The organism is Pseudomonas sp. S4_EA_1b (assembly GCF_016307435.1).
Taxonomy (GTDB): domain Bacteria; phylum Pseudomonadota; class Gammaproteobacteria; order Pseudomonadales; family Pseudomonadaceae; genus Aquipseudomonas; species Aquipseudomonas rhodesiae.
Genome location: NZ_JAEILC010000038.1, coordinates 1 through 13,481, shown reverse-complemented (window position 1 = coordinate 13,481; position 13,481 = coordinate 1). Strand labels below are relative to the sequence as shown.

The following is a 13,481-nucleotide window of genomic DNA, read 5'->3' as shown; positions in this document are numbered from 1 at the left end:
CACCATGATGATGACCCTCGGCATGTTCGTTTTCGGACTGCCAACGCTCGCCTACCAGGAGCTTCAGCGCACCACTGAGTGGCGCCACGCGTCCACCAGCCGCATCGGTACCAACCCGGCCAGCCAGTTCCTGGGCCGCGGCGAGGACACCATCACGCTGCCCGGCACCCTGCTGCCCGGCCTGGTCGGCTCGCCGCTCAGCCTTGACGTGCTGCGCAAGATGGCCGACACCGGCAAGGCGTGGCCCCTGATCGGCGGCACCGGCCGCATCTACGGCACTTGGGTTATTACCTCGATCAGCGAGACGCAGCAGGTATTCTTCGAGGACGGCACACCGCGCCGCTACGAATTCACCATCAGCCTCAAGCGCATCGACGACGGCCGCATCGACATGCTCGGCAGTCTCATAGGCTCGGTCGGCGGCATCCTGCGCGGCGCCCTCGGGGGTCTGCTGTGAGCCTCCTGAACCAAGCCGGCGGGCTACTCGGCCAAGCCGCCCAGAAGTACCGCGAGCTCACCGCCTATCCGCGGCCGATCTGCAAGGTCGTGGTCGACGGAAACGACATCACCGCCCTGCTGCTCGGCGGGCAGCAACCGCGCCTGATCAGCATCGAGCTCACCGACAACCGGGGCCTGGAGGCCGATCAGCTCGACATCACCCTCAGCGACCACGACGGTCTGCTCGCCATCCCGCCTCGGGGCGCCACCGTGCGCCTCTGGCTGGGCTGGGATGACACCGGCCTGATCGACAAGGGCAGCTTCACCGTGGACGAAACCGAGCACAGCGGCGCACCGGACACGCTCAGCATCCGCGCCCGGAGCGCCGACCTACGCGGCGGCCTCAAAGCAAAGAAAGAACGCAGCTTCGACGCCACCACCCTGGGCACGGTCATCGGTGCCATCGCCACCGCCCAGGGCCTCACCCCCGTGGTAAGCGCCGTGCTCGCGGGCATCGAGCTGCTGCACCTAGACCAAGCCAACGAGTCAGACGCCAACCTGCTTAGCCGTCTTGGCCGAGAGCATGATGCCATCGCCACCGTGAAGGCAGACCGCCTGCTATTCCTCCCCACCGGCAAGGCAACTACCGCAAGCGGCCTATCCCTGCCCCACGTCACACTCACCAGAGCAGACGGCGATCAGCACCGCTTCCTGCAGGCCGACCGCGACTCCTATACCGGCGTGAAGGCCTATTACTACGAGGTGAACAGCGCGGAGAAGAAAGAGGCCATCGCCGGCGGCGGCGAGAACATCAAAGAATTGCGCCACAGCTTCACAGACCAGGCCAGCGCATTGCAGGCCGCCCGTGCAGAGTGGAACCGCCTGCAGCGCGGCACCGCCACACTCAGCTACACTCTAGCCAGGGGCCGCCCGGAGCTGATCCCGGATCAGACCTACAGCCTGACCGGCATCAAGGCGGAAATCGCCGCGATCATCTGGCTCGGCGGCAATTTGCGCCACAGCTTCACGCCCGACAGCCTCACCACCTCTATGGAGCTTGAGTCCCAACTACCAGAAGGCGACGAACTGGGCGACTTGGCCGATGACGAAGGCGACTACACCGGCCTTGTAACCTGGTACCGCGACGAGAAAACCGGCCAGCAGCATAAGGTCACCAAGGGCGACCAAACCAAGCCCCGCCGCCTCACGCACCTCTACCAGAGCAAGGCATCCGCCAAGCGGGCTCTTGATCGAGAGTGGAAGCGGATGCAGGAAAAGCAAAAGGCCCCATGAAGGGGCCTTCTTGTATCAGTCGGGCATTGAATCCTTAGCGATCAACCCCTCTATTGCCCGGCGGATGAACCATTGTTCATGCTCTTCTAGCTGACGATAGAGTCTCAGCATCAGCCACTCTTCAGGGGTTAAGCACTGCTCCCCCGGCAATGCCAAAGTCAGTTCATCCGCACAGTCAACCGCTATCGATTCCAACAACATCTGCTTACTCCCTTCATTGGCAGAACCACGACGGTAATGCCAATTCCAGATATGCAAGCAGGGCTACTCAGCCGTTGTTCACCAAGTCTCCGCCAGCGGCTTTAATGGCCTCAAGCAGCCTGACCTGCCCCTTGTCCGTCATGTAAGCCTCTTGGAACTTAGGAGCCCAATTATCCAGCTGGATGGTGCCGGCCTGAACGGGGCGTACCAAGTCCGCCGCCGACTGAACCTTCAGGAAGAGGCCAGCAGCCTTCAGCGCCTGGGCCCGCGTGACAGTTATTGAAAGCGACGGCTTGCTCAGGATCTTTGAAGTTTGTTCGCGGATGTTGACCTCTCTCGGCACAGCAATCGACGTTACCTTGTCGGCATCGGTGTGAACCAACGTGCGATAAACACCGTAAAGGGCAGCACGCCGAATCTCGCGCTCGTTGTTTTCAGGTAAGTCGCCCGGAACTATCGATGGAGCCAGTTGGATCTTTAACGGCTCGGTAGATAGCAGCTCGAAAGTCCCGTTCTCCGCCGAATAGTCGCCCAGGTCTTCGATCATCTCGCCGACCGTGGCGAACTGGAGTGGCTTCAAGTCGGCAGCAAGCACCTGGCCCGCCGGTGCAAGAGCAAGCACGACCGTGGCAGTGACGAGGGAGCGACGCAAACGTGAAAGCCAGGTAGGTGTTTGGTAACCCTTGAAATCCATTTCTAGACCCTTCTTTGCTATGTGGTTTTGCTTACTGCAGCTAGGCCCGCGGCCATACGTGTAAGCGTGTCTTGGTCGGACTCGGTAAGGGTGCGGAAGGCTTCCAGGAGGCTCAATTCCATGGGACTAAGCGAACCAGCAGCGGCCAGCAGCCTGACGCCCGTTACGACGAAAAGTACATCAACGCCGTGAACCGAAATCGCCGACAGATAGTGGAGGTCAGGGGTGCGTTCGTTCTTTTCATAGCTCCCCTGAGTGTTGCGATTTACGCCACCAAGCTGCGCAAATTCTTCCTGCTTTAAGCCCAGCCGCGAGCGCTCTTCGCGCAGGCGCTCACCTGCACTCAATTGGGGTAAATCCGGGGATGCACAATTTTTCAAGCAAATTGCCTTTACAAGCCCAAGTAGTTGGGCATAATGAAGCTCACATGAACACGATTGAACACATAGGAACACTATGCCCGCCCCCCTCACACCTGATCAAGTCCGCGAGCAGATGGACCGCCAAGGCGTGTCCATTGCCGACTTCAGCCGCAAACACCGTCTGAACAAGAATTTGGTCAGCGATCTGTTGAACGGTCGAAAGAAAGGCAAGCGCGGTGAAGCGCACCGTGCTGCCGTACTGCTCGGCATCAAGGACGGTACGGTCGCACAGTAGTGCGGCTGGCTCAGGGAGAAAACGAGAACATGACCCGCCCAATTCTTGATAGCCGCCGCAAGGCCGTAATGGCCGCCGTCGGGGCCTTCCCGGGCGGCCGCGAGTGCGCCGCCGCTCACCTGGGGCTGGACCTCAAGCAGTTTGATAACAAGCTGTACGAGAACACAGGCCACCGCCCACTGACCGACGAGCAGGTTCGCCAGCTAGAGCTGGTCGGCGGTACCAGCTTCTTGTCCGACTACGTGTCCGGACTCTACGGCGGCGTTTTCGTCCCCATGCCAGACGATACCCCCCTCGACAACCTGGACCTCTACCAGCGCTCCCTGGTCACCGACGTGGCCGAGGGCAAGGTCGACCAGATCATTGCCAAGGCTTTAGCCGATGGCCGCCTCGACGAGGCCGAGCTCGGCGACATTATCGCCGCCCACCGCGCGCACATTGCCGCACGGCACGCCGAGGTGGGAGCAGTAATCACGTTGCACCGGAAAACCCCGGGCAACCAGGAACAGAAGTAGGCGCACGAAGCGTCGCATTTTTCGGCTTCGGCCAATGCCGCACTCGCGGCGGGGAGAGTTCATGAGCACCAATCACGGCGGCGGTTACAAGTGTCTATGCCCGGCCTGCGGCAGCCGGATGCGTATCCGCAATTCGGAAGAGCAGACGCCTATCTTCAAGACCATGTATGGCGAGTGCACCAACCTGGGATGCGGCGCCACCTACGGCGGCTCCCTGTCCTGGGAGTACGAGCTAACCACCTCGGGTCTGGACCGGCCCCGGGTCCGCCTCCCGGTTGCCCCCTCGGTAAAACGTAGGCAAGCCATCCGCGACAGCGCTGAGAAAACCAACCAACTCGACATGCTCGCGATCCTGGAGGCCTAAGCCATGGAACTCGCCCAGTCCACAGCCACACAGCTAAACGACTACCGCACAGGCATGCAGAGCAACGCCGCTGCCTTCATCGAGCGCCACCAGCAGGAACACCTGCACGACGACAGTCTGTTCGACCGCGCCGTCAACCACCTGGTCGACGTGTGGGACGTGCCCGTGTTCATGGCCGACCGCCTCGTCCACCTGGCCATGACCGAGCGTTTGAAGGGCAGCCGCTGGATCGGCATAGACATGGCCAGCGGCCCGGACTTTTGCGTTTTCCACGACCGCCGCACCAACAAGATCGTTCCGGTGCCGAGCTCGAACAGGCTGCATAGCTTCCTGCAAGAACTGGCCAACCCGACCCCACGCTAACCCACAAAAGCCCAGCCCCACTCCGGTGGGTTTGGGGAAGTTGCACCCGCAATCCGAGGAGGCGCCATGCAAAACGCCGTTGCGATCCAGCTGGACCTGCCCAAGCCCTGGGCTGAAGCGCTGCTCAGCAGCCTGCGCGCCGAGCTGCGCCGGAGCATGACAGAGCACTGGTATGACGACCGCTACCGAACCGTCCCGGCTGGCCTGCGCAGCAACCGCATCCTCGACGACTACCCGGCCCTTGCCGGCCACAAACGCACCATCGGCGCGCTGCAAGCCGCCCTTGCCGCCAATCAGTAAGGCAACTCCATGACGATGCAAGAGAAACTCAGGGGCGAGGTGCTCCGCCGGCTTGAGTCCGACTTCGGTCTCAAGCACATGACCGGCACCAACTACATGCGCAAGGGCAGATGCCCGGCGCACAAGTGCGGCAAGAACACCCTGTACACCTTCCACGACTCGCCCTGGATGCTGATCTGCGGCCGGCCGGAAGCGTGCAACCACCGAGTCCACGTCAAGGACCTCTACAGCGACCTGTTCAACGACTGGAGCGAGCAGGCGCCGTCCACCGCAGAGGAACCAACCGCCACCGCGCGCGCCTACCTTCAGTTTGCCCGGGGATTCCGCCTCGAGCTCATTGACGGCTGGTTCACCCAGGAAAACTACTGGAGCCGCGACATCGGTGCCGGCAGCGCCACCGTGCGCTTCCCTCTGGACAAGGGCGGCTACTGGGAAAGACTGATCGACCGCCCCGAGCGCTTCGGCAAACAGAAGGCCCGCTTCAAACCGGGCGAGAGCTATAAAGGCGTCTGGTGGTGCCCGCCTTCCCTCACGCTGGTGGACGTCGACGAGCTGTACATTGTCGAGGGCATCTTCGACGCCATCGCCCTGCTGCACCATGACACCCCTGCCGTCTCCATGATGAGCAGCGCCCCCTTCCCCGAGGAGTCGCTCCGCGCCCTCAAGAAGGCATGCCAGGAAGCGGACAAGCGCCTACCACGCCTGGTCTGGGCGCTGGATAACGAGCCAGTGGCCAAGGCCAACATGCGCCGCTGGGCTAAGGAGGCCCGCGCACTGGGCTTCAAGTGCGACGCTGCTGTCATCCCGCAGCGCGGCTCCAAAAAGGTCGACTGGAATGACCTGCATCAGCGCTGGACCTTCATCGAGGGCGACGACGAGCGCGCCAAGCGCATCGAGCAAGACCTCGACGAGGCACGCCACCAGGGCGCCCTGCTGCTGGCCGACTCGGCCGAGGAAAAGGGCCTGCTCATGTACGAGTGGGACGAGCGCAAGGAATTCCACTTTACCTACCGCTCCCGCCTGTACTGGTTCCACCTGGACCTGGAGAAGTACGAGCGCGCCGCACGCGAACTGGAAGGCTCTGATCGCCAGGAAGATCAGTTGCTCAGCGACAAGCAACGGCGGGACAAGGCTCTGCGCCAAAGTACTTCCGTGGTGCGCATCGCCAACTGCAATTTCCAGGCGCTGTACTACATGCGCAACGACGTGACCCAAGAGGCCTGGTACTACTTCCGCGTGGATCGACCAGACACCCAGGCCATCAAGACAACCTTCACCGCCTCGCAGATAACTGCCGCACCGGAGTTTAAAAAGCGTCTGCTCAACGAGTGCAACGGAGCCATGTTCACCGGCACCCCGCAGCAGTTAGAGCGCATGCTCGGCTTACAGCTCGACAACCTCAAGACCGTCAACACCATCGATTGGATCGGCTACACCCGCGAGCACGGCGCCTACGTGTTCAACGACCTGGCCATCGCCGGCGGAAAGGTGCACAAGCTCAACGAGGAGGACTTCTTCGACGTCGGTAAGCTGAGCGTGAAGTCGCAGAGCCAGTCACCTGTACTGCACATCAATCCAGACCTTAGCGCCTACAACGAAGGCTGGTTCGAACTGTTCTGGAAATGCTTCGGCGTGCGCGGCGCTGTGGTCCTGGCCTGGTGGCTGGGAGCCCTATACGCGGAGCAAATCCGCCATATACATAAGTCCTACCTGTTCTTGGAACTGATCGGCGAAGCCGGCTCCGGCAAGACCACGCTGGTGGAGCTGCTCTGGAAAACAACCGGACGCACCGAGTACGAAGGCTTCGACCCGTCCAAAGCCACCCCGGCCAGTCGGGCGCGGAACTTCGCCCAGGTCGGCAACCTGCCGGTAGTGCTGATCGAGTCCGAGCGCGAGCAGAAGGAAGGCGCCCCGGTGAAGCACTTCGACTGGGACGAGCTCAAGACCGCCTACAACGGGCGCAGCGTGCGCTCCACCGGCGTGAAGAACAACGGCAACGACACCCGCGAACCACCATTCCGGGCCGCCCTGCTGATCGCCCAGAACAACGCGGTCAACGCCTCAGAGCCGATCCTCCAGCGCCTGGGCCATGTGCACCTGACCCGCGAACACCAGACGCCGGAAACCAAGTTGTTCGCCGAGCAGCTGGAGCGTATGCCGGTCGAACAGCTCAGCGGCTTTCTCATAAAAGCCCTGCAGCCAGAGGCTCAAGTCCTCAAGCTGCTGGACGAGCGTACCTCTGGCTACGAGCAGCAGCTCCTGGCCCTACCGGGTATCCGTACCGTGCGTATCGCCAAGAACCACGCTCAGTTGCGCAGCCTGGTGGACGCCCTCCAGCTCGTGGTTCCGTTGAGCGATGAGCGCGCCGATCTGGTCCACGCCGAGGTAGCGCGTATGGCCCAGGAGCGGCAGGAAGCTATCAACGCCGACCACCCCCTCGTGCGCGAGTTCTGGGACATGGTCGAGTTCCTCAACGGACCTCTGGGCGATGCCGGCGGCAAGCTGAACCATTCCCGCAAGTCGGCCTTCTTCGCCATCAACCTCAACGAGTTCGTCGAGACAGCGGCCAACAAGCGCCAGCAGTTGCCGAACCTCAGCGACCTTAAGCGCGTGCTCAAGACCAGCAAGTCGCCGAAATTCCTGGAAACCAACAAGCCCATCAACTCAGCCATCGCCGTCGACACCCACGGCTCCGCGAGGACAGTGCGCTGCTGGCTGTTCCAGCTCGTTTAACCCAACCCCGGCGCGGCAACGCCGGCATCAACCCCAAGGAGAAGCACCATGCAAGACGACAACGACCACTTCTACCAGAGCAACCGCATCGACACGCTGGTCACCCTGGCCGTCAGCGGCCTGACCCTGCTGGCCCTCTCGCTGGCCGGCTACTACGCCCCGTCTCTGCTGACCGTGGCAATGCACTAAACCCATCGCCCGGACGCGGCAACGTCCGGGCAACCAACCCAAGGAGAAGCACCATGCAGAATTACTTCTACAAGTCCGAAGCCCCCGAAGTGGTGGCCATCGTCCGGGAGTTCTACCAGGCGAAAGATGAACTGAATGAGCAGTTGGCCAAGCTGGGCAAGCTATTCGGCGGTGCCATCGCCCCGATGCACGACATCACTTCGCACTTCGCCGGTGGCGTGAAGCTGTCCGACAGCCACGAACTGGACGTCCACTGGTGCCGTCCTGACGAGTACGGCTACCGCAGCCTCCGCCAACAGGCAGTGCCACCCAAGGGCATCACCAAGGAGCAGCGTGCTGCTATTCGAGCCGAGCACGAGCGCCTGCGCGAGTTATGGAAGAAACACTGCCCGCCTAGCCTGGACACCCACGACTACTGGGACCGACTCAACCTGAACACCGGCAGCCTGTTGCTCTGTGGCGGCATCAAGTTTGAGCACCAGGGCGTGGCCTACTTCGCTCTTGGCTTCTCCATCAACCAGGCCGACCACGAAGCGAAAGTAGCCGCCGACCAACCTACGTCGGGCTGGATCAGCGGCGCGGTGGAGATCCTGCCAAGCGAATACGAGGCCGCCCGCGTGGCCAAGTTGGGAGAGCGCGCATGAGCACCGCACAAGACCGTATCAGGGATGACCTGAACCGCTTAGCGGTGGAAGAGGCAGAACGCCCATACGTCCGCACCGCCGGCGTTGAAGCCCTCCAGCGACTGCTGCCAGTAGCCCAACGCTGCACCGGGCAGAGCCGCATCGTCGGACGCTTCTTGCTGGGCCTCTACAACGGCAGCGCATTCCCCTTTTCGCTTACCGATCTGCGCGGGCTCGACAGTGCCCTCTGGGACGACTGCCTCGCCGTACTCCGCCTGGACCGGCGGCCGGAGCAGGAAGTGCACCAGTACATCGAGAACGGCGACGAAATTTGGTCGCACCTGAAACGCGTCTGGGGCTAAGCCTCGAAACAAGAAGGCCCCGCCGAGCGGCAACTCGGTAGGGCCTATCCCCAAGGAGAAGCACCATGCACCACTTACAACAACACCACCGCTGGCCGTTACTCGCCATGGTCGCCGCACTGGCGGGGGTGACCGCCACGTCGGTGGCTCTGACCATCGCCGCGCTGATCGACAACACCCTGCTCGCCGTTCTGTTCGCCTCGGCCGCGGTGGTCCTGGACCTATTCAAGTATGTCGCATGGCCGCTGGCCCTCGGCCTGCTGGTCGTGCGCCGAACCCTGTGCGCGTTGCTGATGATGGCCTGCGCGCTGGCCCTAGGCGCCGTCTCCGGTTGGGCCAGCTACGACCGACTCATGTCCTCAATCATCAACAGCCGCGCCGAGCACCAGGCACGCCAGGAACAACGCCAGATCGACCTGGTGGAGCAGCGCGACGCAGACGCCGCCCGCATCGGGCAGCTCGACAGCGATGCGGCAGCCGTCCACCAGCAGGCCAACGCACTGCGCGAGCGAGGCATGGTCACCCGTGCCCTGGAGCTGGAGACAGCCTCCATGGCACGCATCGACGCCGAACGGGAGCGCGCCCAGGCGCGGCGGGACCAGTCGTCGCAAGAGCTCACTGCCCTGCTGGCCCTGCCAGCCAAGGCCGCTGGCCTGCCTCTCGAACTGGCCACCCTGCTCTGCCTCGGCTTCGCCGCTGCACTGGAGATCGTGCCGGCCTTGATCCTTTCCGCCCTACGTCCAGCCCCCGCGCTGGAGCGCGCCCCGGTACCAGTAGCAGCGGAACAGGAACGGACCGAGGAACAGCAACAGGAACGCCAGAAAACGGAGCAGGTACCAGCAGTCAGCGAAGGGCTGCCGACCGATTTGCTGCAGCTCATAGCCAGCACGGAAAGAGGAACGAAGGTGGCAGTGCGTCAGGTCGCCAAGGGTCTGCGGATAGGCAGCGACAGAGCCACCAGGCTGATGCAGAAGGCAGCCGAAGCCGGCCTGCTGAGTAAGACCGCCGCCGGTTACGTGGCGGCATAAAAGATGGCCCCGGAGGGCGGCAACCCTCCGAGACCGACCAACCCCAAGGAGAAGCACCATGCAAGTGAACCCCCAAGAAGTCAGCGCCGATAAGGCTAACACACCGCGTTACGACACCATCGTCATCCGTGGCGCCACCGGCAAGGAAGTCCCCCGCAGTGTCGACGGCGGCGAGGTGGTCAGTTGGGCACGCGGCCATGAACTTGCCGCCGGAGACGCCCTGCTGGAGTTCGTCAACTACGTGGCCGATGCTGATTGCGGCATCAGCCCGGAGCTGAGCGCAAAGGCGCGCAAGGCACTAGACCTGATGGAGCGGCGCAACAGGCTGGGCTGGGAGGCGGACGAACAGCCAGAAGACTGGCAGGCCTCGGTTAACCGTGCAGCGCAAACGGCCCGCGAAGTGTTCAGCGAATCCCATGACGACGCGATCCAGGCGATTGAGTACATGCAGGCTCTGCTGCAACTGGCTGCCCCTGTCGTGCAAGGCGGTGACGTATGAAGCCATGCACCCTCGGCAAACGTCACAGCTGGACATTCGTCCGCAACGTCGTCACCAGTCATTTGAGCGGCCGCATCGGCCGCATCACCAAGCGCGGGCTCTATCGCTGCGAATGCGGCGCCCAGAAAAACGGCCCCCCCGGCCACCAGGACGCAGGAGGTGCCCAATGACCAACCGCATCCGCCCGACCATGGCCAGCCACCGCCTGGACCTGCCCAGCATTTGCGACATCTGTGGCAAGGCCAGATCCACCCGCAAACACGCCGCCTGCAGCCGCACGCGCCAGCAACTCAAGCGAGAAGAGTGGGCCAGCTACATGGACAACATTGCCGCCAAGAAAGCCAAGGGAGGCCGCCACCATGCAAACTGATAACACTTCGCCCATTACCATCAACGTCCGCCAGAGCACCGGCACCTATATCGCCAAGGCGAATGGCCACAAGCCAACCGCAAGCTGCACCACCGGGCCGACACAGGCGGCTGAGTCGCTGGCACGCAAGATCGGGCTGGCCCCCAGCATGCTCCAGGAGCGGCAACGTGACGGACTCGGCTACGGCTGCTCACGCTTCATACATTCCGGCGAACTGGCCACCAACACCAGCGACAAGGCGCACTGCCCAAACTGCGGCATTTGCCACACCCGCGAGGAAACCTGCATCGAGGCCAAGGCGCGCATCGGAGGTGTAGCATGAAAGCGCTGAGCACCCGCCAAACCGACCTGCCCTGGCCGGTGGAGTACGTCCGCACCCGGGCACAGGTCGGCGTCGATCATCAGTACCTGGACGTGCCAGCGGAACAGGCGCTGGCCGCTGCGCCGGCGGACGACCGCATCTACGTCGCCTACAAACAGGCATGGGACGGCAACTGCCTGATCTGGATGGCGCTGGGCATTGGCCGCACGTCCAACCTGACGGACGCCAGCACCTGGAGCTTGGAGCATGCGGCGGGCTTCACCGGGCGCGGCTATTTGCCATGGCCGAAAGGCTACATCGACCAGCACAGCCGGCCGGTTGTGCTGGCCTCCATGCTCGACCACAAGCAAGCACTGCGCTCGGTCGGCCTCAAGCTGCCCAAGCTTAAGCGCCCGCGCTCCCAGCGCTACAGCTACCGACTCAACTGCGAAGGCTGCGGCCGCTTCCTCAGTGACCGCCAACGCTTCGAGGATTGCCCCAACTGCGGCGCGAGGAATGCGCCATGAGCCGCCGTCTGATGGTCCAAGGCGGCCGCCGCTGTGGTCGCTTTAAACGCCTGCTGCCGCTGCTCCAGTACGCCCAGGGCAACGGCTGGTCAGTCGTTTACACCAACGGCGGACACCTGCGCTTTACCAAGCCTGAGCGGCCAATCATCCACACCAGCAGTACGCCGAGCGATTGGCGTGCTGTCCACAACGCCTTGGCCCTCCTGGCCAGAGCCGACCGGATGACTGTGGTGGAGCTTTCGCATGGGGTGGCCATCTACCATGGCTGACCAAGACGAACGCCAGCACATGCTGGAATGCGAGGCCAGGTACTGGCTCCGGCGTGGGAACACCACGCCAGAGAAGGTGGCCGAGCTGAAAGAAACCCACCTCAAGAAGCGCGGCGAGCAGGCCGTCACCCGGCTGATCGAGGAAATGCGCAAGCAGTGGCGTCGTCGCCACGAATGGCTAGGGAGGGAGCATGAGTAACGACGTGCGGCGAGAAGGCCGGAGCTGCGATTCTCGGCGGTGGCCACAGGCCGTCGGCAGTACACTGGAGGCCCAGCCATGAGCGAAGTCTCCCGCGTGCTGACATTCGACGACCTCAAGCGCATTACCGGATATGCCCGACGGGCAGACGTGGAGCGGACCCTGCACGAGCAGGGCATCCGCATTTTCCGGGGCCGCACCGGCCCCTGGACCACCGTGGAGCTAATCAACCAGGCCGGCGGGCTGAAAGCCGGCACCCAGGAGCAGTACGGCGTCGAGATTCTATGAGGCGATCCAGGAAGAACAACCCCAACATCCCCCAGCACATCGACCAGGCCGCTATCCCAGCGGCCGTTTTCTTTGACCATCGTTGGGGGGGCACCTGGTACACCTCCTGGCGAGACGAAGGTGGCAACCGCAAGCGCATGAACATCGCCGGCCGCACCGCCACCCTCAGTGACCTACACCGGATCATGGAGGAAAGGAAGGGAGTCGACCGGGAAAGTCTCTACCACCTGTGCAAGGAGTTTCACGCAAGCGCTCAATGCAAGAGGCTCGCAAAGAAAACCCGCGACGATTATGAGTACTCCCGCGACGTGCTGCTGGCTATCCCGACCAAACTGCAGAAGCCACTCGGCGAACTTTCAGTACGCAAGTTTACCTCTGCTCTAGTGCAACGCCTGGTCGACCAGATCGCCGACGAGGGCACGCCGTCCAAGGCCGCGCATGTCCTTCGATACTTGCGACGAGTCATGCAGTGGGGCCGCAACCGCGGCTACCTGGAAATCAATGTCGCACTGGGCATCGAAGCGCCGGCCGAGCGCAAGCAGCGCCGCCTGCCGAACCCAAAGGTCATGGGGGAACTGATCGCAAGGGCGCACGCAATGGGACAGCTCACGCGAGGGCAGCCGGGGGCATGCCCGGCCTACCTGGGCTACGTGATGGAGCTGGCCTATCTGTGCCGCCTGCGCGGCATCGAGACAGTCACCCTCACCGATGCAAATGAGCTGGAGGACGGAGTCCAGACGAACAGGCGCAAGGGCAGCCGTGACAACGTGGTGTGCTGGACGCCTCGGCTCAGGGCTGCCTGGGAAGGAGCCAAAGCTTACAGGCGCCGCATTTGGGCCAGTCAGTCCTACCCTATCCCAGCTGCAGCAGAGCGTCGCTTCATTATCGTGGCGGCCCACGGCGGGCAGCTGCAGAAGAGCAGTCTGGACAGCACCTGGCAGCGCTTCATCACCAGAGCGATCAAGGAGGGCGTTCTTAGCGAGGAGCAGCGCTTCGCGTTGCACGACCTCAAGCGTCGCGGTATCACCGACACCCCTGGCGACCGCAAGCAGAAGCAAGACGCCAGCGGCCACCGCGACGAAGCCATGCTCGATATCTACGACTTCAGTCTTCCCCGCGTATCCCCTTCCGCCGACTGATTCCCGCGTACCAACACGGCCAGAGACCGCATGGTTTCTGGCTCTCCGCGTGCCTATCACGTACCAGAGAATGGCGTAACCTGTTGATTTGCATGCTTTGAGCAGGGTTCTTGTAATCAGTAGGTCCCG

The 13,481-nt window shown here is 62.9% G+C and carries 24 protein-coding genes; 21 read left to right on the top strand and 3 right to left on the bottom strand.

Annotated elements, in window-relative coordinates:
- The first annotated feature begins 4 nt into the window (after positions 1 to 4).
- Positions 5 to 457 (top strand): phage tail protein, encoded by a 453-nt coding sequence (locus YA0848_RS13715; protein WP_098480568.1) that lies wholly within the window; start codon positions 5 to 7, stop codon positions 455 to 457.
- A complete protein-coding gene (locus YA0848_RS13710) occupies positions 454 to 1,731 on the top strand; it encodes a phage late control D family protein (protein WP_198731320.1) in 1,278 nt (425 codons plus the stop codon). The genes YA0848_RS13715 and YA0848_RS13710 overlap by 4 nt, the downstream gene beginning before the upstream one ends.
- A 15-nt stretch (positions 1,732 to 1,746) precedes the next feature.
- Here YA0848_RS13710 and YA0848_RS13705 read toward each other — a convergent pair whose 3' ends face one another.
- The 3 genes from YA0848_RS13705 to YA0848_RS13695 form a co-directional block, all read right to left on the bottom strand.
- Positions 1,747 to 1,932, bottom strand: a complete 186-nt coding sequence (locus tag YA0848_RS13705; protein WP_198731319.1) for a hypothetical protein — start codon at positions 1,930 to 1,932, stop codon at positions 1,747 to 1,749.
- 67 nt (positions 1,933 to 1,999) lie between these two features.
- Positions 2,000 to 2,626, bottom strand: coding sequence for a hypothetical protein (locus YA0848_RS13700; protein WP_198731318.1), 627 nt, complete (start codon positions 2,624 to 2,626; stop codon positions 2,000 to 2,002).
- A gap of 17 nt (positions 2,627 to 2,643) precedes the next feature.
- The gene (locus YA0848_RS13695; RefSeq protein WP_198731317.1) at positions 2,644 to 2,973 is read right to left on the bottom strand and encodes a helix-turn-helix domain-containing protein; all 330 of its coding nucleotides are present in this window, start codon (positions 2,971 to 2,973) and stop codon (positions 2,644 to 2,646) included.
- Between the two features lie 109 nt (positions 2,974 to 3,082).
- Here YA0848_RS13695 and YA0848_RS13690 point away from each other — a divergent pair, with 109 nt between their 5' ends.
- The 19 genes from YA0848_RS13690 to YA0848_RS13600 all read left to right on the top strand — a co-directional run bounded on the left by YA0848_RS13690 (position 3,083) and on the right by YA0848_RS13600 (position 13,352).
- Complete coding sequence (locus YA0848_RS13690) at positions 3,083 to 3,283, top strand: DNA-binding protein (protein ID WP_198731316.1); 201 nt, start codon at positions 3,083 to 3,085, stop codon at positions 3,281 to 3,283.
- 29 nt (positions 3,284 to 3,312) lie between these two features.
- Positions 3,313 to 3,798 (top strand): YmfL family putative regulatory protein, encoded by a 486-nt coding sequence (locus YA0848_RS13685; protein WP_198731315.1) that lies wholly within the window; start codon positions 3,313 to 3,315, stop codon positions 3,796 to 3,798.
- A 61-nt stretch (positions 3,799 to 3,859) separates the two neighbouring features.
- Positions 3,860 to 4,162, top strand: a complete 303-nt coding sequence (locus YA0848_RS13680) for an ogr/Delta-like zinc finger family protein (RefSeq protein WP_010213971.1) — start codon at positions 3,860 to 3,862, stop codon at positions 4,160 to 4,162.
- A gap of 3 nt (positions 4,163 to 4,165) precedes the next feature.
- On the top strand, positions 4,166 to 4,525 hold the full coding sequence (locus YA0848_RS13675) for a hypothetical protein (protein WP_198731314.1): 360 nt from the start codon (positions 4,166 to 4,168) through the stop codon (positions 4,523 to 4,525).
- A 66-nt stretch (positions 4,526 to 4,591) separates the two neighbouring features.
- Positions 4,592 to 4,825, top strand: coding sequence for a hypothetical protein (locus tag YA0848_RS13670; protein WP_098480574.1), 234 nt, complete (start codon positions 4,592 to 4,594; stop codon positions 4,823 to 4,825).
- Between the two features lie 15 nt (positions 4,826 to 4,840).
- On the top strand, positions 4,841 to 7,558 hold the full coding sequence (locus YA0848_RS13665) for a toprim domain-containing protein (protein WP_198731339.1): 2,718 nt from the start codon (positions 4,841 to 4,843) through the stop codon (positions 7,556 to 7,558).
- Positions 7,559 to 7,606: 48 nt separating this feature from the next.
- Positions 7,607 to 7,747 (top strand): hypothetical protein, encoded by a 141-nt coding sequence (locus YA0848_RS13660; protein WP_198731313.1) that lies wholly within the window; start codon positions 7,607 to 7,609, stop codon positions 7,745 to 7,747.
- A 53-nt stretch (positions 7,748 to 7,800) separates the two neighbouring features.
- Positions 7,801 to 8,391: a hypothetical protein gene (locus YA0848_RS13655; protein ID WP_198731312.1), complete on the top strand. Its 591-nt coding sequence runs from the start codon at positions 7,801 to 7,803 to the stop codon at positions 8,389 to 8,391.
- Complete coding sequence (locus YA0848_RS13650) at positions 8,388 to 8,732, top strand: DUF7673 family protein (protein WP_198731311.1); 345 nt, start codon at positions 8,388 to 8,390, stop codon at positions 8,730 to 8,732. The genes YA0848_RS13655 and YA0848_RS13650 overlap by 4 nt, the downstream gene beginning before the upstream one ends.
- A gap of 65 nt (positions 8,733 to 8,797) precedes the next feature.
- Positions 8,798 to 9,760 carry a hypothetical protein gene (locus tag YA0848_RS13645; RefSeq protein ID WP_198731310.1) on the top strand — a complete coding sequence of 321 codons (963 nt, stop codon included), beginning with the start codon at positions 8,798 to 8,800 and terminating at the stop codon, positions 9,758 to 9,760.
- 58 nt (positions 9,761 to 9,818) lie between these two features.
- Positions 9,819 to 10,259, top strand: coding sequence for a hypothetical protein (locus YA0848_RS13640; RefSeq protein WP_198731309.1), 441 nt, complete (start codon positions 9,819 to 9,821; stop codon positions 10,257 to 10,259).
- Positions 10,256 to 10,429 carry a hypothetical protein gene (locus YA0848_RS13635; RefSeq protein WP_198731308.1) on the top strand — a complete coding sequence of 58 codons (174 nt, stop codon included), beginning with the start codon at positions 10,256 to 10,258 and terminating at the stop codon, positions 10,427 to 10,429. Before YA0848_RS13640 ends, YA0848_RS13635 begins: the two co-directional genes overlap by 4 nt.
- Positions 10,426 to 10,629 carry a hypothetical protein gene (locus YA0848_RS13630; protein WP_198731307.1) on the top strand — a complete coding sequence of 68 codons (204 nt, stop codon included), beginning with the start codon at positions 10,426 to 10,428 and terminating at the stop codon, positions 10,627 to 10,629. The genes YA0848_RS13635 and YA0848_RS13630 overlap by 4 nt, the downstream gene beginning before the upstream one ends.
- The gene (locus tag YA0848_RS13625) at positions 10,619 to 10,951 is read left to right on the top strand and encodes a hypothetical protein (RefSeq protein ID WP_198731306.1); all 333 of its coding nucleotides are present in this window, start codon (positions 10,619 to 10,621) and stop codon (positions 10,949 to 10,951) included. The genes YA0848_RS13630 and YA0848_RS13625 overlap by 11 nt, the downstream gene beginning before the upstream one ends.
- Positions 10,948 to 11,457, top strand: a complete 510-nt coding sequence (locus tag YA0848_RS13620; protein ID WP_198731305.1) for a hypothetical protein — start codon at positions 10,948 to 10,950, stop codon at positions 11,455 to 11,457. The genes YA0848_RS13625 and YA0848_RS13620 overlap by 4 nt, the downstream gene beginning before the upstream one ends.
- Entirely contained in the window at positions 11,454 to 11,726 is a 273-nt protein-coding gene (locus tag YA0848_RS13615) for a hypothetical protein (protein WP_010213995.1), read from the top strand. The genes YA0848_RS13620 and YA0848_RS13615 overlap by 4 nt, the downstream gene beginning before the upstream one ends.
- The gene (locus YA0848_RS13610; RefSeq protein WP_198731304.1) at positions 11,719 to 11,925 is read left to right on the top strand and encodes a DUF7696 family protein; all 207 of its coding nucleotides are present in this window, start codon (positions 11,719 to 11,721) and stop codon (positions 11,923 to 11,925) included. The genes YA0848_RS13615 and YA0848_RS13610 overlap by 8 nt, the downstream gene beginning before the upstream one ends.
- A 78-nt stretch (positions 11,926 to 12,003) precedes the next feature.
- Positions 12,004 to 12,213, top strand: a complete 210-nt coding sequence (locus YA0848_RS13605) for a hypothetical protein (RefSeq protein ID WP_010213998.1) — start codon at positions 12,004 to 12,006, stop codon at positions 12,211 to 12,213.
- Complete coding sequence (locus tag YA0848_RS13600; RefSeq protein ID WP_198731303.1) at positions 12,210 to 13,352, top strand: site-specific integrase; 1,143 nt, start codon at positions 12,210 to 12,212, stop codon at positions 13,350 to 13,352. Before YA0848_RS13605 ends, YA0848_RS13600 begins: the two co-directional genes overlap by 4 nt.
- The last annotated feature ends 129 nt before the right edge of the window (positions 13,353 to 13,481 follow it).